The sequence below is a fragment of the Microbacterium sp. OVT16B genome (assembly GCF_019969705.1).
In the GTDB taxonomy this organism is placed as follows: domain Bacteria; phylum Actinomycetota; class Actinomycetes; order Actinomycetales; family Microbacteriaceae; genus Microbacterium; species Microbacterium natoriense.
In genome coordinates this window covers 2,525,428-2,543,540 of sequence record NZ_JAHXZA010000001.1, presented here as the reverse complement: position 1 = coordinate 2,543,540, position 18,113 = coordinate 2,525,428, and the positions used below count along the sequence as shown (strand labels likewise).

14 protein-coding genes are annotated in these 18,113 nt (G+C 64.9%); 10 read left to right on the top strand and 4 right to left on the bottom strand.

Features of this window, described 5'->3' with window-relative positions:
* Positions 1-233: 233 nt before the first annotated feature.
* Positions 234-2,246 carry a hypothetical protein gene (locus LC438_RS12130; RefSeq protein ID WP_181155799.1) on the top strand — a complete coding sequence of 671 codons (2,013 nt, stop codon included), beginning with the start codon at positions 234-236 and terminating at the stop codon, positions 2,244-2,246.
* Positions 2,247-2,329: 83 nt separating this feature from the next.
* Here the strand turns inward: LC438_RS12130 and LC438_RS12125 are convergent, their stop codons facing one another.
* A complete protein-coding gene (locus LC438_RS12125) occupies positions 2,330-3,736 on the bottom strand; it encodes a bifunctional dTDP-4-dehydrorhamnose 3,5-epimerase family protein/NAD(P)-dependent oxidoreductase (protein ID WP_105672615.1) in 1,407 nt (468 codons plus the stop codon).
* Entirely contained in the window at positions 3,736-4,734 is a 999-nt protein-coding gene (gene rfbB, locus LC438_RS12120) for a dTDP-glucose 4,6-dehydratase (RefSeq protein ID WP_105672496.1), read from the bottom strand. Before rfbB ends, LC438_RS12125 begins: the two co-directional genes overlap by 1 nt.
* 78 nt (positions 4,735-4,812) lie before the next feature.
* Here rfbB and rfbA point away from each other — a divergent pair, with 78 nt between their 5' ends.
* The 6 genes from rfbA to LC438_RS12090 all read left to right on the top strand — a co-directional run bounded on the left by rfbA (position 4,813) and on the right by LC438_RS12090 (position 12,666).
* Entirely contained in the window at positions 4,813-5,682 is an 870-nt protein-coding gene (rfbA, locus tag LC438_RS12115; RefSeq protein ID WP_105672495.1) for a glucose-1-phosphate thymidylyltransferase RfbA, read from the top strand.
* Between the two features lie 85 nt (positions 5,683-5,767).
* Positions 5,768-7,717, top strand: coding sequence for a rhamnan synthesis F family protein (locus LC438_RS12110; RefSeq protein ID WP_223586707.1), 1,950 nt, complete (start codon positions 5,768-5,770; stop codon positions 7,715-7,717).
* Positions 7,717-9,606 (top strand): rhamnan synthesis F family protein, encoded by a 1,890-nt coding sequence (locus LC438_RS12105; protein WP_223586706.1) that lies wholly within the window; start codon positions 7,717-7,719, stop codon positions 9,604-9,606. The genes LC438_RS12110 and LC438_RS12105 overlap by 1 nt, the downstream gene beginning before the upstream one ends.
* Positions 9,607-9,681: 75 nt before the next feature.
* Positions 9,682-10,584 carry an ABC transporter permease gene (locus LC438_RS12100; protein WP_223586705.1) on the top strand — a complete coding sequence of 301 codons (903 nt, stop codon included), beginning with the start codon at positions 9,682-9,684 and terminating at the stop codon, positions 10,582-10,584.
* A 1-nt stretch (position 10,585) separates the two neighbouring features.
* Positions 10,586-11,803, top strand: coding sequence for an ABC transporter ATP-binding protein (locus LC438_RS12095; protein WP_105672492.1), 1,218 nt, complete (start codon positions 10,586-10,588; stop codon positions 11,801-11,803).
* Positions 11,800-12,666, top strand: a complete 867-nt coding sequence (locus LC438_RS12090; protein WP_223586704.1) for a glycosyltransferase family 2 protein — start codon at positions 11,800-11,802, stop codon at positions 12,664-12,666. Before LC438_RS12095 ends, LC438_RS12090 begins: the two co-directional genes overlap by 4 nt.
* A gap of 61 nt (positions 12,667-12,727) precedes the next feature.
* Here LC438_RS12090 and LC438_RS12085 read toward each other — a convergent pair whose 3' ends face one another.
* Positions 12,728-14,278 (bottom strand): DUF2142 domain-containing protein, encoded by a 1,551-nt coding sequence (locus LC438_RS12085; RefSeq protein ID WP_223586703.1) that lies wholly within the window; start codon positions 14,276-14,278, stop codon positions 12,728-12,730.
* Between the two features lie 85 nt (positions 14,279-14,363).
* Here LC438_RS12085 and LC438_RS12080 point away from each other — a divergent pair, with 85 nt between their 5' ends.
* Genes LC438_RS12080 through LC438_RS12070 form a run of 3 tightly spaced genes read left to right on the top strand, consistent with a single transcriptional unit; the run spans position 14,364 to position 17,072 of the window.
* Complete coding sequence (locus LC438_RS12080; protein WP_223587471.1) at positions 14,364-14,969, top strand: acyltransferase; 606 nt, start codon at positions 14,364-14,366, stop codon at positions 14,967-14,969.
* Positions 14,969-16,063 carry a DegT/DnrJ/EryC1/StrS aminotransferase family protein gene (locus tag LC438_RS12075; RefSeq protein WP_105672489.1) on the top strand — a complete coding sequence of 365 codons (1,095 nt, stop codon included), beginning with the start codon at positions 14,969-14,971 and terminating at the stop codon, positions 16,061-16,063. Before LC438_RS12080 ends, LC438_RS12075 begins: the two co-directional genes overlap by 1 nt.
* 1 nt (position 16,064) lies before the next feature.
* A complete protein-coding gene (locus LC438_RS12070) occupies positions 16,065-17,072 on the top strand; it encodes a Gfo/Idh/MocA family protein (RefSeq protein ID WP_105672488.1) in 1,008 nt (335 codons plus the stop codon).
* A gap of 59 nt (positions 17,073-17,131) precedes the next feature.
* On the opposite strand, the gene LC438_RS12065 is transcribed toward LC438_RS12070, so the two are convergent.
* Positions 17,132-18,109 (bottom strand): glycosyltransferase family 2 protein, encoded by a 978-nt coding sequence (locus LC438_RS12065; protein ID WP_105672487.1) that lies wholly within the window; start codon positions 18,107-18,109, stop codon positions 17,132-17,134.
* Positions 18,110-18,113 lie beyond the last annotated feature (4 nt).

The window sequence follows — 18,113 nt, the reverse complement described above, 5'->3', positions numbered from 1 at the left end:
GTTCCGCGTGATCATGCGTGTCAGATGCCCTTTCCTGGGAATCTTCCGTCAGACTTGAGCGCATGACTGGACAGGCCCCGCGTCCGCATCGCTTCTTCGTGCCCCGACGAACCATGGCGAGTCTCATCGCCGTCGCCGCTCTCGTGCTCGGAGTGCTCGTCCCCACGGGGGCCGCGATCGCAGCGCCATCCGCTTCCGTCCCGACGACAGGGGCGCTGTCGGGTATCAAGCCGATGACTCTCGACGGGTTCGATCCGGGCAACCTGATCAGCGATGCCGTGTTCACCGACAAGAACACGATGACCGAAGCGCAGATCCAGTCGTTCTTCAACAGCAAGGTCAGCCGCTGTCTCGGGGGGACGGATGAGAAGGGCAGACCGATCGTCTGCCTGAAGGACTTCTCGATCACCTCGGCCAGTCGGCCTGCCGATACGTACTGCAACGGGTACACCGGCGCCGCGAACGAGAGCGCTGCGCGGATCATCTACCGGGTCGCTCAGTCGTGCGGGATCAACCCCCAGGTGCTGATCGTCATGCTTCAGAAAGAGCAGGGTCTCGTGACGCACACCTGGCCCAGCGCGTGGCGATACGATATCGCGCTCGGTCAGGGCTGCCCCGATGACGCCTCCTGCAATCCGGCGTACGTCGGTTTCTTCTATCAGATCTACGGCGCTGCGCGGCAGATGAAGATCTACATGGAGGGCCGCTACTTCACGTACTACGCGCCCGGCAGGACCTGGAACATCCTCTACCACCCCACGGCGTCCCGCAACTGCGGCAGCGCGCCCGTCTACGTCGCGAACAAGGCGACCTCGGCGCTCTACTATTACACGCCGTACCAGCCCAACGCCGCTGCTCTTCGTGCAGGATACGGAGAGGGCGACTACTGCTCGTCTTACGGCAACAGGAACTTCTACAACTACTTCACGGACTGGTTCGGATCGGCTCAGGGGGCGGCCAACAATCCTTTCGGAAACATCGAGCTCGTGAAGGCGGCGCCCGGTCAGTTCCAGGTATCCGGCTGGGCCATCGACCCGAACACCGCAGATCCGATCGCCGTCCATGTGTACGTCGCATCGGTGGGCACGGCTGTCACCGCGAATGTGCCGCGCGCGGATGTCGGCGCGGCCTATCCCGGATCAGGGAACAACCACGGTTTCTCCGCGACCGTGCCGGCGATCGGCTCGGGAGTCGTCAGCGTGTGCATATACGCGATCAACAGCGGCGCAGGCGCCAACGTCCTCTTGGGCTGCCGTGACGTCGAATCGAAGAGCGGGCTGCCGGTCGGCTCCATGACCGCGAAGGCGGTGGAGGGAGGCATCCGCGTGACCGGATGGGCTCTCGATCCCGACCTGATCGACCCGTCAACGGTTCACGTGTACGTAGACAACGCCGGCACCGCAGTGACAGCTGACAAGGTGAGTGGTGACATTCCTCCGGCCTATGCCGAGTACGGCACCAAGCATGGCTTCGATACGACGATCTCCGCGCCGCCCGGTTCGCGCAACGTCTGCGTGTACGGGATCAACGTCGGCCCCGGCGTGAACACCGCGATCGGATGCACGACTGTACAGGTCACGGCGCCGGTGATCTCGGAGAAGGGTCGTGCGCCGGTGGGGGCGTTCGAGTCGGTGTCGGTGTCGGGGAATGTGGCGTCTGTGTCGGGGTGGGCTTTGGATCCTGATACGGCGTCGTCGATCAAGGTGCATCTGTATGTGGGGTCGTCGGGTACGGAGTACACGGCGGACAAGGTTCGTGCGGATGTCGGGTCGGCGAATCCGGGTTATGGGGATCGTCATGGTTTCGCGGAGTCGGTGACGTTGCCGGTGGGTACGTCGTCGATCTGTGCGTATGGGATCAATACGGGTGCGGGCGGGCATACTCTGCTCGGTTGCAAGAGCGCGACGGTCACGGCGCCGGCGTCTGATCCCGGGCGCGCGCCGTTCGGGAACTTCGAGGCAGCCGTCGCGACTCCGGGGACCATCACCGTCGGCGGGTGGGCGATCGACCCGGACACCTCTGACTCGATCTCCGTTCACATCTACGTCGGAGCGGTCGGGCTCGCCTACTGGGCGGACAAAGAGCGCGCAGACGTGGGCGCCGCGTACCCCGCGTACGGAACACGCCACGGCTTCGCCCAGCAGATCACGGTGGCGCCGGGCACCTACTCGGTGTGCGCCTACGGCATAAACAACGGAGCCGGAGGACACACCCTACTCGGGTGCCGGACGGTAGCCGTGGGATAGTCGGCGCGCTCGTCGGTTCCGTCGATCCGACCGCGGGGACCGCGGCCACAGGCCGGAGGCGCATACCTCGAGCCGTCGAGAGATCAGGCCAGGTACGCTCTGAGCTGCGTGAGCAGGTCGGACGGAGCGAATCCCGTGGCGATCAGTTTGGAAAGGTCCAGGGTGCTGTTCGCGGGGCGGGGTGCGACCGGGCCGGATGCCGTCGAGAAGTACTCTTCCGTGGAGACCCCGGTGACGCGTCTCGGATCGTGACCGGAGAGCTCGAAGACCCGTGCGGCGATCTCGGCCCAGCTCTGGGGTTCTCCGGACGAGCTGACGTTGTAGATCCCGAAGGGGACACCTGACGCTCCCACGTGCCGGATCGCACGCACGATGTCATCAGTGAACGTCAGTCGGCCCAGTTGATCGTCGACGACTTTGGGGTCGACTCCGCGTTGTGCAAGTGCGGCCATTGTCCGCACGAAGTTCTTGCCCTCGCCGATCACCCAGGAGGTGCGGAGGATGTAGTGACGGGGGACGGCGCCCACGATCGCATCGCCCGCGGCCTTGGTCTGTCCGTAGACGCCGAGAGGGCGCACGGCATCCTCTTCCGTGTATGCACCGTCCTTCGAGCCGTCGAAGACGTAGTCGCTCGAGATGTGAACGAGGGTGATGCCGTGCTCCGTCGCGACACGGGCGAGAGCGGCGACCCCGGTGACGTTCGAGGCCCAGGCCTCTGCGCGCCCGTCTGGAGTCTCCGCGAGATCCACGGCAGTGTATGCCGCGGCATTGATGATCGTGTCATAGTCGCGCCAACGTCGAGAGGAGACGAAATCGGGATCGGCCAGATCGATGGAGTCGCGTGTCGCGTACTCGTAGCGAGGGGAGTCTCCGAAGGCCTCGCGCAGCGCGAGGCCGAGCTGGCCGTTCGCTCCGATGATGAGGGTCTTCTTCGGAGCGATCGGGGTCACGTCGGCCAGGCGCGGGTGCGCGAGATCCTTCGCGGATATCTCCACCTCGGAAAGGGGGATCGGCCACTGGATGTCGACGGTCTCATCAGCGAGATTGAGGAAGGAGTACTCGGCATCCGCCGACCAGTGGTCGTTCACGAGGTAGGCGTACGCCGTGTCGGACTCGAGGGTCTGGTACGAGTTGCCGACGCCTCTGGGAACGAAGATCGCCCGAGACGGGTCGATCTCGGCCGTGAACACCGCGCCGAACGTCGGTCCTTCGCGGAGATCGACCCAGGCGCCGAAGATGCGACCGGTCGCGACCGACACCCACTTGTCCCACGGTTCCGCATGGATGCCGCGAGTGGTGCCGACCTCGTCGTTGAACGAGATGTTGTTCTGCACGGGGCGGAAGTCGGGGAGGCCTGCGGCGATCATCTTCTCGCGCTGCCAGTTCTCCTTGAACCAGCCGCGGGAGTCGCCGTGGACGGGGAGCTCGGCGATGAGCAGACCGGGGATCGCGGTCTCCGTGAACGAGAGCGCCTTGCCGAACTCGGTCATCACTGGCCCTTGGAGGCGTAGAACGATTCGGTCGCATCCTTTGACGGGGCCCACCAGGCCTCGTTGTCGCGGTACCAGGCGATGGTCGACGCGAGACCGGACTCGAAGTCGCCGAACGTCGGCGTCCAGCCGAGCTCCGTGCGCAGCTTGGTGGAGTCGATCGCGTAGCGGAGGTCGTGGCCTGCGCGATCCGTGACGTGGTCATAGGCGTCGGCCGGCTGCCCCATCTCGGTGAGGATGAGCTCGACGACGGACTTGTTGTCCTTCTCTCCGTCGGCGCCGATCAGATACGTCTCGCCGATCTCACCCTTGTCGAGGATGGTCAGCACAGCGGAGGAGTGGTCGTCCGCGTGGATCCAGTCGCGGACGTTGAGCCCTGCGCCGTACAGCTTGGGGCGGATGCCGCGGATCACGTTGGTGATCTGACGCGGGATGAACTTCTCGACGTGCTGGTAGGGCCCGTAATTGTTGGAGCAGTTCGAGATCGTCGCTCGCACGCCGAAGGAGCGGACCCACGCCCGAACGAGGAGGTCGCTGCCCGCCTTGGTCGACGAGTACGGGGAGGAGGGGTTGTACGGGGTCGACTCGGTGAACCGCTCGGGGTCGTCGAGCTCGAGATCGCCGTAGACCTCATCGGTCGAGATGTGATGGAAGCGACGATCATGACGACGTGCGGCCTCCAGCAGCGTGTACGTGCCGATGATGTTCGTGTCGAGGAACGGCCTCGGGTCGTGCAGCGAGTTGTCGTTGTGCGACTCCGCTGCATAGTGCACGACCGCATCGACGTCGGCGAACAGGCCGTCGACCAGCTCGGCGTCGGCGATGTCGCCCTCGACGAATCGCAGGCGGTCGGATGGAAGGCCGTCGAGGGACGCGCGGTTGCCCGCGTAGGTCAGCTTGTCGAGGACAGTGACGTGTGCGTCGGTGTTCGCGATCACGTGGTGCACGAAGTTCGAGCCGATGAATCCGGCGCCGCCGGTGACGAGCAGTTTCTGCATGGCATCCAGCGTAGTGGGAGCCCGTCGCGAGACTCGGGGCGTTTGTTCAGGTGAAGCCGATCAGGGAGACTAGTCGGTATGCGTGGCATCATTCTCGCCGGCGGCACAGGCTCCCGGTTGCACCCGATCACCCTCGGCGTCTCCAAGCAGCTGGTCCCGGTCTATGACAAGCCGATGATCTACTACCCCCTGTCGACGCTCATCCTCGCGGGCATCCGCGACATCCTGATGATCACGACGCCGCATGACGCGGAGTCGTTCCAGCGGCTGCTCGGCGACGGATCGAAGTTCGGCGTCTCGATCACGTACAAGACGCAGCCCTCTCCCGACGGCCTTGCGCAGGCGTTCATCCTCGGCGAGGAGCACATCGGCTCCGACTCCGCCGCGCTCGTCCTCGGCGACAACATCTTCTACGGTCAGGGCATGGGCACCCAGCTCCGCCAGTACACAGAGCTCGATGGCGGTGTGGTCTTCGGCTACTGGGTCGATGACGCGACGGCCTACGGCGTCGTGGAGTTCGACAAGGCGGGCAAGGTCGTCTCCCTCGAGGAGAAGCCGGCGCAGCCGAAGAGCAACTACGCGGTCCCGGGTCTCTATTTCTACGACAACGATGTGATCGAGATCGCGAAGAACCTCAAGCCGTCGCCTCGCGGCGAGCTGGAGATCACCGATGTCAACCGCGAGTACCTGGAGCGCGGAAAGCTCAAGGTGCAGCTCCTCACGCGCGGCACGGCGTGGCTCGACACCGGGACATTCGACTCACTCGCCGAGGCGACCGACTTCATCCGCACGGTGGAGAAGCGTCAGGGACTGTCCATCGGCTGCCCCGAGGAAGTGGCGTGGCGCATGGGCTTCCTCACCGACGACGAGCTGCGCGAGCGCGCCGAGCCGTTGCGCAAGAGCGGGTACGGGGAGTACCTGCTCAAGGCACTCGCTCAGGGACGCTGACTAGGCTCGATGGGTTCGCAGCGCATGGCGCGGGGCGAGCGTTTGTGAGTCGGCCCCGGTTCGCCGGGACTTGTGAAGGGACCAGATGACGACGCCGGGGCAGAAGCCAGCACGATTCCCTGACGGAGGCAAGCGCCTCGTGATCTACGTCGTCTACGACCGCCGCGGTGGGGTCGAGGAGTTCGTGAGGTACGCGCTGCAGGGGTTGCGTGACGACGCGGCTCACATCCTCGCCGTCGTCAACGGATCACTCGACACGGCTGGCAGGGCGTTGCTGGAGACCGTCACCGACGAGATCCTGGTGCGGTCCAACGACGGCTTCGACATCTGGGCGCACAAGGACGCGCTCGATCACGTGGGCGACCGTATCGCCGAGTTCGACGAGGTGCTTCTCACGAACGACACGTGGTTCGGACCTGTGCGACCGTACGCTCCTGTCTTCGAGCGGATGGGGGAGCAGGAGGTGCACTTCTGGGGCATGACCGACCACGACTGGGAGCCCCTCAACAAGTTCACCAATGAGGGTGAGCTCCCGTATCACCTGCAGTCCTTCTGGATCGCGGTCCGGAAGGAGATGTTCCTCTCGCCCGAATGGGGTGCGTACTGGCGCGACCTGCCCGAGATGCCCTCGTACTTCGACGCCGTGCTCAAGCACGAGATCCAATTCACGAAGCATTTCGCGGATCAGGGTTACTCGCACTCCGTGGCGTTCGCGTCGGCCGACTATCCCACCGAGCATCCGGCGCTCTTCAACGCCGATCTCCTGCTCGCCGACGGGTGCCCGCTCATCAAGAGGCGACCGTTCTTCCACTATCCGCCCTTCCTCGACAGGCACGCGGTGATCGGGCGACGCACGATCACCGAGATCACGAAGTACGGGTACCCGATCGAGCTGATGTGGAGCAACCTCGCACGGAACGTGCAGCCCAAGACGCTCAACACGGATGCGGGCATGCTCGAAGTGCTCCCGGATGCCGACACAGGCTATGACCGTTCGGCGCCTTTCCGTCTCGCTGTCGTCGCCCACTGCGCCGATCCGCGGACGGTCGACCACCTGCTGAACAGGCTCGTCCACATCCCCGTCGGCTTCGACCTCGTCGTCACGACGGTGGAGGAGGGCGCCGCCGTCAAGATCCGCGACGCGCTCTCCGGGCGCGAGATCCCTGGAATGGCCGAGGTCGAGGTCCGCGTGGTGCCCTCGAAGCGCGGGAGGGACATGAGCGCATTCTTCATCGCCTGCCGCGATGTCCTGACCTCGGGCGCCTACGACCTCGTCGTGAAGATCCATACACGAGCACCCAGCAAGCGCGGGGCCAACATCGCGCGGTACTTCCGTCGCTACCAGCTCGAGAATCTGATCTCCTCGCCCGGCCAGTTCGCCGCGCTCCTGGCGCTGTTCCAGCGCGAACAGGGGCTCGGCGCCGTGTTCTCGCCCATGATGCACATCGGCTACTCGCTCGCCGGGCGCGGCTGGGGGCACTACCGAGATCGTGCCGAGGAGATGTGCGAACGCCTCGGCATCCGTGTCCCGTTGGATGGAGCGACGCCGCTCGCTCCGCTCGGCGGAATGTGGATCGGACGTCCGGAGGCGCTGAAGATCCTCATCGATGACGAGCAGGACTACCGCTCATACGAGGTTCCGAAGAACGGAAAGCGCGAGGGAGCCGACCTGGCGAGAGTCCAGGAGCGCATGGTGACGCTCGCGATGGGTGAGCTGGGGTATCACGTTCGCACCGTGATGAACCAGGAGCACGCAGGCATCGCCTACGCGAATCTCGCATACAAGCTCGATCAGCTCTCGATCACACCGCCGGGTTATCCGCTCGAGCAGATCCAGTGGCTGCACCGAGCAGGGTGGGCGGGAGCCGGCGGGATCGTCGCTATGACGCGCATGTACGTGCGGCTGAACCACCCGAAGACTGCGGCGACGCTCGCGCCTGTCGCGCGTCCCTTCGTCAGCGTCGCCCGTAGAGGCATGCATCTGGTCCGGACCGTGCTGCGTCGAGGGCGCGCCGTCGAAGGGGAGGCGCTGTGATGGCGACCGGAACGCCGCAGGCGCTCACGAAGGACAGCCGGAGAGCGGTCGTGTACGTCGTCTTCGATCGTCGTGGAATGATCGAGGAGTACGTCGAGTACGCCCTGCGGGAGATGCGCGGAGACGCCGAGCACATCCTCGCCGTCGTCAACGGCGCCCTCACGGAGGAAGGTCGTGCACGTCTCGAGGCGGTCACGGATGAGATCCTCGTGCGTCCCAACGAGGGGTTCGACATCTGGGGCCACAAGGCGGGGCTCGATCACCTCGGCGAGCGGCTCGCCGACTTCGACGAGGTCGTGCTGACCAACGACACGTGGTTCGGTCCCGTGCGCCCGTACGGCGCGGTCTTCGAGCGGATGGGCGCCCAGGAGCTCGACTTCTGGGGTATGACCGACAACGTTCGCATGAAGGATCCGTCGACGGGAACCGGTCGGGTCCCCGATCATCTGCAGTCCTTCTGGATCGCGGTGCGTCGAAACATGTTCCTCTCCGAGGCCTGGCGCGACTACTGGCGGGATCTGCCGCCCATGGCCGGCTACTTCGATGCGGTACTGAACCATGAGGTGACGTTCACGCAGCGATTCACGGAGGCAGGCTTCTCCTCTGCCGCCGCGTTCCCCGCAGCGAACTATCCGTCCAAGCATCCTGCTCTCTTCAACCCCGATCTGCTGATCGCCGATGGATGTCCGCTGGTCAAGCGGCGACCCTTCTTCCACTGGCCGCCCTACATGGACCGGCATGCCGTCATCGGACGATGGATCGCCGAGGACATGGCGTCGCACGGGTACCCGATCGAGCACCTCTACGCGAATCTCGCCCGCAACGTCGCGCCGAAGGACCTCAACGTCGATCTCGGTCTCAACGATGTCCTCGGCGACGTCGACGTCTCGTACGATCCGACGGCGCCGCTGCGAGTGGTCGCGATCCTGCACATCTTCTACGTCGACATGACCGACGAGATGCTCGATCGCGTCGACACGCTGCCCGTCTCCTACGATCTCGTCGTCACGACGCAGGACGAGGAGCGGGCCGCGGCGATCCGCGAGATCATCGATGCTCGTCCTCGTGACGGGCGTTCGGTCGACGTGCGCGTCGTCGCCTCGAACGACGGCCGCGATCAGAGCGCATTCCTCGTCGGATGCCGTGACGTCCTGCTCGACGGCGGGTACGACCTCGTCGTGAAGCTGCATTCCAAGAAGACGCCCCAGGACGGCTTCAACGTCGGCCGCGCGTTCAAGGATCAGCAGTTCATGAATCTGCTGTCCAGCCCGGGGTACACGGCGAACGTGCTCGCGCTCTTCCAGAGGGAGCCGGGGCTCGGGATCGTCTACCCGCCGATGGTGCACATCGGATACCCCACGATGGGGCGCGCATGGTGGGCGAACAAGCCCGGCTTCGAGAAGCTCGCCGCGCAGATGGGGATCATGGTCCCTCTCGACGACATCTCCCCGCTCGCCCCGTACGGGTCGATGTTCATCGCCCGTCCCGAGGCACTGCGACTGCTCGTCGAGCAGCCGTGGTCCTACAGCGACTTCGGCGGTGCGGAGGCGTACCAGGACGGTGGACTCGCGCACGTGCTCGAACGTGTACCGAGCTACGCGGCAGCCGAGCTCGGCTACCACACACGCACGATCATGGATGCGGAGTACGCCGCGGTCAGCTACACGACCCTGGACTTCAACTTCGATGAGATGTCGGCGACGGTGCCAGGTCGCACCCACGAGCAGATCGCCTTCCTCCGGGGCATCGGCCACGTGGGGGAGGGCAAGCTCCGCGACTTCATCCGGATGTACATGCGACGCAACCACCCCGGCGCGGGCAATCGTCTCAGGGCGCTCCGCGTGCGTGTGAGCTCCAGCATCCGTCGACGACTTCCGAGACGACGCTGAGCCGTCATTGACGGCCCGCGGCCGTCGCCGAAGATAGGCTGAGTCGACCCGAACCCCCCGTAAAGGACTACCCCAGTGGATAGATTCACTCGGCTTGCCGCCGAGCCGTTCACCACCATCGACTCGCGCGGCATGCGCGACGGCGGTCGTGGAGGCAAGCTCGGCGAGCTGTATCGTCGTCGAGAACTGCTGATGATGCTGATCCGGCGTGATCTCCAAGCGCGCTATCGGGACAGCTTCCTGGGGTTCCTGTGGACGGTGATCAGACCGCTCATGCAGTTCCTGGTCTACTACTTCGTGCTCGGCCAGATCCTGGGCGCGGCGAGGGGGATCGACAACTTCGCGATCTACCTCTTCGCCGGCTTCACGCTCTACACCTTCTTCGCCGACGTGATCTTCGGCTCGACCGGTTCGATCATCGGCAACGCGGGGTTGGTGAAGAAGATCTACCTTCCGCGAGAGATCTTCCCGCTGGGGAGCATCGGCGCAGCCGCCTTCATGTTCCTCGTCCAGCTGGGGGTGCTGCTCGTCGCGGCCGTCATCCTCAATGCGCTGCCCGCTCCGGTCCAGATGCTGTGGTTCTTCCCGGCTCTCGGCATGGTGCTGATCTGGGGGGTCGCGCTCGGACTCCTGCTCGCGGCGCTGAACGTCTATCTGCGCGACATCCAGTACCTCACCGAGGTCGTCATGATGCTCGCCATGTGGGCTTCTCCCATCGTCTACTCCTGGAAGATGGTGCAGGACGTGGTCGCGACGTACTCGCTGCCCGAGTGGATTCTCCAGGTCTACCTGGCGAATCCGCTCACCATCGGGGTGATGGGATTCCACCGCGCGTTCTGGGGCTCAGGAACCGACGCCGACTATCCGCCGAACCTCGGCCTCCGCATGCTGGTGATGTGTGTCATCGGCGCCGTCTTCCTCTGGTTCGCGCATCGGTCGTTCACCCGCATGCAGGGCAACTTCGCGCAGGAGCTGTGACTTGACGATCGACAACACCGACCTCGAGACGCGACCGGACATCATCCGTCTGAACGGCGTCAGCAAGCATTTCACGGTCCGCAAGGACAACAGTCTCAAGGACCGCATCGTCCATTTCGGACGGCTGGGCAAGGCCTACCGCGAGGAGTTCACCGCGGTGGATGAGCTCTCCCTGAGCATCGAGGCGGGAACGACCGTCGGGCTCCTCGGCCAGAACGGGTCGGGGAAGAGCACCCTCCTCAAGCTCATCGGAGGCATCGTCGCCCCCTCAACGGGAACCGTGCAGAGCCGCGGCCGTGTCGCTGCTCTGCTCGAGCTCGGCGCCGGCTTCCACCCCGATCTCTCCGGCCGGGAGAACGTCTACCTCAACGGCGCGATCCTCGGACTGAGCCGAGAGCAGATTGACGCGCGGTTCGATGAGATCCTCGAGTTCAGCGGCATCGGCGAGTTCATCGACACGGCCGTCAAGTTCTACTCCTCTGGCATGTACGTGCGCCTGGCCTTCGCGGTGGCCGTGCACACCGACCCTGACGTGCTCCTCGTCGACGAGGTCCTGGCGGTTGGCGACGAGGCCTTCCAGCGCAAGTGCATGGACCGCATCCACCAGTTCCGCAACGAGGGGCGCACGATCATCCTCGTGAGCCACTCGGCGCAGCAGGTGCAGGAGCTGTGCGACCGGGGAATCCTTCTCCACCACGGGAAGCTGGTGTTCGACGGCGACATCAACGGAGCCGTCGACGGGCTCCGCGACGTGCTCGCGGATCGCGAGGTCGGAGAAGCGCCCTCGGAGGAGACGATCCACCCGATCCAGGTGAAGGGCATCGAACTCCTCGACGACGAGGGAGAGCAGATCAAGGAGATCGGCAGCGGCTCGCCGTTCACGATCAGGGTGCACGTCGACTCTCTGCGTCCGATCGAGCGCTGGGAGATCGGTTTCAGCATGGACACCCCGCTCGGGCAGATGGTCATGGCGTCGAACACCGAGATCCTGGGGGTCCGCCTCGACCCGATCACCGGGCGCACGCGTGTCGATCTGCGAATCGCAGAGGCCAGCTTCGGGCCCGGGGACTACTTCGTCAACGCGAACGCCGCAGGGGTGAGCGAGCCGAGCAGCCATGGGCTGATGAGGGGCGCCGTGCTCCGCGTCCGCACCGACAACACGACCATGGGCACCGTCTCCGCGGAGATCACCGTCAGCGGCGGCGCGGAGGCGGCATGATCGGGGACACGGCGGGGGTGGTCCTCGCCTTTCGTCCCGATTCGAGCATCCTGTCGAACATCGCCCGCCTGCGGGAGCAGGTCGGGCGCGTGTATGTCGTGAACAACTCTCCCGACGACGAAGGCACGGCGCAGGTTCTCGACGCGCTTTCGTCTGACAGCGGCGTCGTCGTGATCGACCAGGTGAAGAACGTCGGCGTCGCGGCCGGGTTCAACGCCGGCATGCGTCGTGCGCTGGCTGACGACTTCGAGTACGTGTGGATCTTCGACCAGGACAGCACCGTCGCCGACGGGATGCTGAAGCAGTTGAAGAGGGCGTTCTCGGAATGGGATTCTCCTGTCGCGATGGCAGGACCCGCACTGCGTGCGGAGGAGACGGGATTCCTCTATGACGCCGATCGTGGAGAGGGCATCGGCGAGCTCCAGACGCTCATCTCTTCCGGAGCGTTGTTCTCCCGTGAGGCTCTGGAGAAGATCGGTCTCCATGACGAGCGACTCTTCGTCGACTATGTGGACCACGACATCTCGCTCAGGGCCAGGGCCGCGGGCTTCGCGGTCGTGAAGGTGTTCGACACGGTGCTCGACCACCGCTTCGGCGCCTCCACTCCGGCGACCTTCTTCGGGCGCCGCGTCTACCTGTCGAACTATTCGCCGATGCGGCAGTATTACATGACGCGAAACAGAGTGATCATGATCCGTCGCTATGGCATCGGGCGCTGGTTCTGGGAGGACGCCGCCTACGCGTCGAAGTCGTGGATCAAGGTGCTCCTGTGTGAGCGCGACCGGGGGAGCAAGATCGGAGCGGCGGTTCGCGGAGCGATCGACGGCATCCGATTCCGGTCCGTCCGCAGCACAGTCCAGTGAGCAGGAACATCTGGATCGCTGCGTGATCGGCACCGACAGCTCCCGGTGCCGATCACATCAGTCAGCTTCGTGCGTCAGGCGCGACAGTAGGGGCGGGACTGACGCCACCGGATGCCTCTGAAACGAGCGGCGCCGCGCCGGTCTCAGGCGCCTCCGTGGTGGTCGGGCGCGGTCTTCTCAGCGAAACTCCGAGCGCGAAGAACATGGCGACGAAGGCGATCCCGCCAATGATGACGATCGCCCCCGGACTCGGAGCGAGCGACCACCACCACTCAGCGCGTACACCGGGATCGATGGAGATGTCGTCGAGACCCTTGGTGTAGCGGTTCACATTCGTGTGCAGGGCGACGAGCGCGGCCGCCGAGAGCGCTGCACCGGCGAAGATGACACGGGAGCCGGACCAGGAGCGTGTGGCCTTCGTGGTCAGCGAAGCGACGCCCAGGGCGATCACCATGAGCGGGAGGATGTATCGAGGCTGAACCTCCGCCCCGACGATCGCCCGTGACTGCGCGAGCAGAACGAACGGGACGCCCCACATGGCTGCAACCGTGAGGACGACGGCAAGAGCGTGCCTCCGAGTGAGGCGGTGGATCCCGATGCCGAACGCGGCGAAGAACACGGCGGAGGCGAGGATGGACACCATCGAGGGCATGGGCGTGTCGAGCCATCCGAGGTACCAGCCGCCGAGCGCACCGGTCCACAGCGACGGGATGTTCAACAGGTTACTGAGGTGCTCGTCGGTCGTGAGCGGCGGATTGGCCGTAGGCAACCCGTTGACGAGCGCGCCGCCCTGCTTGGCGCCCAGATAGAAGCCGACTCCGGCGATGAGGATGATGCCGGATGCGATCGCCGGCATGAGGAGTCGCTTGCCGCGCCGAACGCCGAGGATCGCCGCGAGCACGAGGCCGAACACCGCGAAGATGCCCGCATCGGCCCTGGCTCCAGCGCCGAGCACCCCTCCGACGACCGCGAGTGACGAGAGCACGAACTGACGTCTCCCCGTCGTTTGGGTTGCTCCGTACAGACAGATCCAGACGGTGGTGGCGGAGAGCAACGCCCACGATGACGGATTCGTGGAGGGGATGATGAACAAGCCCAGTGGGACGAGTGTGCCGAGTGCCGAGACGACCAGCGCAGGTCTGATGCGGCGAGGGAGCGCGACGAACACCGCCGTCAGCATGCCGACGTAGAGCGCGGCGTTGAAGAGCCGCATCACGATGACCGAGGTCTGCACATCGGGGCTCGCGAACACGGACAGAGTCCCATAGAAGAGCGGCGGGTAGAGCGGGGCGGTGTTGAGCCGCTTCGCTCGGTCCATTCCAGTGGCCTCCGCGTCCCAGCACCGGGCGCTCTTGTCCGCTTCGAACGCGTAGCAACTGGCGTCTGTCAGCGCTTCCGGGACCAGCCGGGTCTCGGGATTGCCGGTGGGCTGGCACAGCCCTTCGCGTTCACCCAAGCCGCACCAGATCGACGGAAGATGGAAATCGTCGTCGGGGCTCGCCCCGGCCGGCGAAGCGAACGCCCAGGCCGCGAGCGCGATGAAGAGCAGAATCGGGACCGCGATCAGCCAGGAGCGACGAGGGCGTTCGAGCGAAAGATGCACGGTTTGCATCGTACCTTGGTGCGGCGTGCCGTTTGCGCCGCGACTTCGCAGGGTAGACTCAGTCGTTGTGAATGCTCCCGATCAGCACGCGCCGGTGACGCGCGAGAACGTCCGCATCGTCCATTCCGCAGACGTGTCTGATGACGCAATCCTCGGCGTTGGATCCTCGGTGTGGCATCTCGCACAGGTCCGCGAGGGCGCACGGCTCGGCAGCGGTTGCATCATCGGCCGCGGAGCGTACATCGGCACCGGGGTCGTTCTGGGCGACAACTGCAAGGTGCAGAACTACGCGCTCGTCTACGAGCCGGCCGTCCTCGGAGACGGCGTGTTCATCGGGCCGGCCGTCGTGCTCACGAACGACACCTATCCGCGAGCGATCAATCCTGACGGTTCTCTCAAGAGTGCGCACGATTGGGAACCGGTCGGTGTCACGATCAAACGCGGTGCGGCGATCGGGGCACGCGCCACGTGCGTCGCTCCTGTGACCATCGGAGAGTGGGCGACCGTTGCGGCTGGAGCGGTCGTCGTCAAAGACGTTCCTGACTACGCCCTCGTGGCCGGTGTGCCGGCGAAACGGATCGGGTGGGTCGGCAAGGCCGGATTCCGTCTCGAAGACATCGGCGATGGTGTGTGGAAGTGCCCGGAGACCGACGCTCGATACGTCGAGGTCGAAGGGCACCTGACTGAGGAGAGTAATTGATGGACTTCATCCCCGCGGCGAAGCCGCTGATCGGAGACGAGGAGCGCGCCGCCGTCGACCGCGTGATGCGCAGCGGCATGGTGGCGCAGGGCCCCGAGGTCGCGGCGTTCGAGTCGGAGTTCTCCGAGCACTTCGTCCAGGGGCGTCCCGTCGTCGCCGTGAACTCCGGCACGTCCGGCCTGCACCTGGGCCTCCTGGCTGCAGGCGTCGGCCCTGGCGACGAGGTCATCGTGCCGTCGTTCACTTTCGCGGCGACCGGGAACTCGGTGGCGCTCACGGGCGCGACTCCGGTGTTCGTCGACATCGAAGCGGACTCGTTCACGCTTGATCCGGTCGCCGTCGCCGCTGCTGTCACCCCGCGAACCAAGGGGATCCTGCCCGTGCATCTCTACGGGCACCCCGCACGCATGAACGAGCTGGCGACGATCGCGGAATCCCGCGGCATCGCTCTCTATGAGGACGCAGCTCAGGCGCATGGGGCGGCTCTCGACGGGCGTCCCGTCGGCACTTTCGGCCAGTTCGCGATGTTCTCGCTCTACCCGACGAAGAACATGACCAGCGGCGAGGGCGGCATGGTTTCCACCGCAGACGATACGACGGCGCGTTCTGTGCGACTGCTCAGGAACCAGGGCATGGAGAAGCAGTACGAGAACGAGGTCATCGGCTACAACGCTCGCATGACCGACATCCACGCGGCGATCGGTCGCGTCCAGCTGACGAAGGTGGATGCGTGGACCCGTGCTCGTCAGGAGAACGCCGCATTCCTCGATGAGAACCTCTCGGGTGTCGTGACCCCGCCTGTGGCCGTAGGCGCGACGCACGTGTATCACCAGTACACGATCCGCATCGCCGAGGATCGTGATCGCATCGCGCAGGCGCTCCGTGAGGAGTACCAGGTCGGCAGTGGCGTCTACTATCCGATCCCGAATCACCGACTGCCCTCGCTCGCCGGCTTCGCCCCGGGAGTCGACCTTCCAGAGACCGAGAAGGCCGCCCGAGAAGCACTCTCGCTCCCGGTCCACCCGTCTCTGTCTCGTGGTGACCTCGAGCGCATCGTTGAAGCCGTGAACGCTCTCGTCCGGGCAGGTGCCTGAGATGACGTCGCTGCGCGCTGGACTCGTAGGCGTCGGCATGATGGGGCGCCACCATGGCCGTCTCCTCCGCGATGTCGAAGGTGTCGAGCTGGTCGCGGTGGCCGATCCCGGTGGTGATCCTCACCGGGTGGCGACGGGGCTTCCCGTGTACTCCCACGTCAGCGAGCTGATCGACGCAGGCATCGACATGGCGGTCGTCGCGATCCCCACGCGGTTCCACGCCGATGCGGCCTTCGAACTCGCAGAAGCCGGTGTCCACACCCTTGTCGAGAAGCCGATCGCCGACGACAGCACCGTGGGGCGCCGCATCGCAGAGACCTTTGCCGCGCGGGGGCTCGTCGGCGCCGTGGGGCACGTCGAGCGTTTCAATCCAGCACTGCAACAGCTGCGGACGCGCCTGGAAGCCGGTGACTTGGGCGATCTGTATCAGATCGCGACTCGCCGGCAGAGTACTTTTCCCGGACGCATCGGGGATGTCGGCGTCGCCAAGGATCTTGGTACGCACGATGTCGACCTGACCGCGTGGGTCGCTCGCTCGACCTATGAATCGGTGTCGGCGCAGACGGCGTTCAAGAGCGGACGATCCCACGAGGACATGATCGCCATAACCGGCCGGCTGGGCAATGGCATGGTCGTGAACCATCTCATCAACTGGCTCAGCCCGATGAAGGAGCGCGTCACCGTCGTGACGGGCGAGCGAGGGACTTTCATCGCGGACACCGCGACCGGTGATCTCACATTCTTCGCCAACGGCACGGCCGCTCTCGAATGGGAGTCCGTGTCGGCCTTCCGTGGAGTCTCCGAGGGCGACGTGACGCGATTCGCGTTCGCCAAGAAGGAGCCTCTCAAAGCGGAGCTCGAAGCCTTCCGCGACGCGATCAAGGGCGAGGACACGGAGCTGTCGACGATGGCAGAAGCGGTTCACACGCTTGAGGTCGTCGAGGCTGCACTCGAATCCGCTGACAGGTCCGGTGCCGTCGTATCGCTCGGTGAGGCAGCTCTCAGCTGACAGCGAGGGAGAATGACAGTGGGGTGAGGATTCACGAATCCTCACCCCACTGTCGTACCTCAGCGTGATTCCGCGTCGCGAGGTTTGAACGGGGGATAGGTGGGCGTAGACGGGCTCGCCTGGATATCCAGCTGCAACGCGCTGATCAGCATCTGCGTTCCGAGCATAAGAGGCAGAGCTGCCAGCATCACGGTGCCGGCTGTCGCGATGGTCGAGCCCACGATCAGGAAGAGCAGCCAGATGCTGACGCCGAGGCCGAAGACGAACAGAACGAGTCCGAGGAACAGCAGCAGCGCGATCGGGGAGAACGACCAGAGCACGTAGCGGTACCACACTCGCGTCCAGAATCCGACGGTGAGCCGGTTCAGCAGCTCGGGGATGACCTTGCGCAGCTTGATGCTGGAGACTTCGTCGCCGTAGATCGCGGGGACGGGAACATCGACGGCGGGTACCTGGAGGATGTTCAAGTGGATCAGCAGATCGTTCTCGAAGCTGTAGCGCTTGGCGATTCTGCTCAGTGGCAGCCTGTTGAGGACCTCAGTGCGGATCGCTGTGTATCCGTTCTGAGGATCGAAGAGATTCCAGTATCCGGATGCGAGCTTGGTCATGAAAGACAGGAGGATGTTCCCGAAGATTCGGTAGCGCGGCATGCCATCGAAAGACTCCGGAGAGTAAAAGCGGTTCGCCTTGGCGAAGCCGTAGCCCTCGTCGGTCACCTTGTCCAGGAGTGGAGGAAGGTACTCAGGATCCATCTGAGCGTCACCCGCCATGATCACGTTGACGTCACTGCCCAGATCGAGGGCAGCTCGGTGTCCGGTCAGGATCGCCCCACCCACGCCCTGGTTCTCCTCATGGCGGATCAACGTGACGCGAGAATCTGAGACTGCTGCGGCAGCACCGCTTGTATCGTCGGGACTGCAGTCGTCGACGATGACGATGTGATCCACATAGTCCGGCATCGTCGTGATCACCTGGGCGATCATCAGCTCTTCCTTGTAGGCAGGAACGACTGCGGCTACTGTGGCGCCTTTGTACATCTTC

Coding starts and splice junctions, on each gene's coding strand:
- LC438_RS12065 (WP_105672487.1), bottom strand. CDS start 18,109: ATGTACAAAGGCGCCACAGTAGCCGCAGTCGTTCCTGCCTACAAGGAA.
- LC438_RS12070 (WP_105672488.1), top strand. CDS start 16,065: ATGACGTCGCTGCGCGCTGGACTCGTAGGCGTCGGCATGATGGGGCGC.
- LC438_RS12110 (WP_223586707.1), top strand. CDS start 5,768: ATGACGACGCCGGGGCAGAAGCCAGCACGATTCCCTGACGGAGGCAAG.
- LC438_RS12125 (WP_105672615.1), bottom strand. CDS start 3,736: ATGACCGAGTTCGGCAAGGCGCTCTCGTTCACGGAGACCGCGATCCCC.
- rfbB (WP_105672496.1), bottom strand. CDS start 4,734: ATGCAGAAACTGCTCGTCACCGGCGGCGCCGGATTCATCGGCTCGAAC.
- rfbA (WP_105672495.1), top strand. CDS start 4,813: ATGCGTGGCATCATTCTCGCCGGCGGCACAGGCTCCCGGTTGCACCCG.
- LC438_RS12105 (WP_223586706.1), top strand. CDS start 7,717: ATGGCGACCGGAACGCCGCAGGCGCTCACGAAGGACAGCCGGAGAGCG.
- LC438_RS12130 (WP_181155799.1), top strand. CDS start 234: ATGACTCTCGACGGGTTCGATCCGGGCAACCTGATCAGCGATGCCGTG.
- LC438_RS12085 (WP_223586703.1), bottom strand. CDS start 14,278: ATGCAAACCGTGCATCTTTCGCTCGAACGCCCTCGTCGCTCCTGGCTG.
- LC438_RS12075 (WP_105672489.1), top strand. CDS start 14,969: ATGGACTTCATCCCCGCGGCGAAGCCGCTGATCGGAGACGAGGAGCGC.
- LC438_RS12090 (WP_223586704.1), top strand. CDS start 11,800: ATGATCGGGGACACGGCGGGGGTGGTCCTCGCCTTTCGTCCCGATTCG.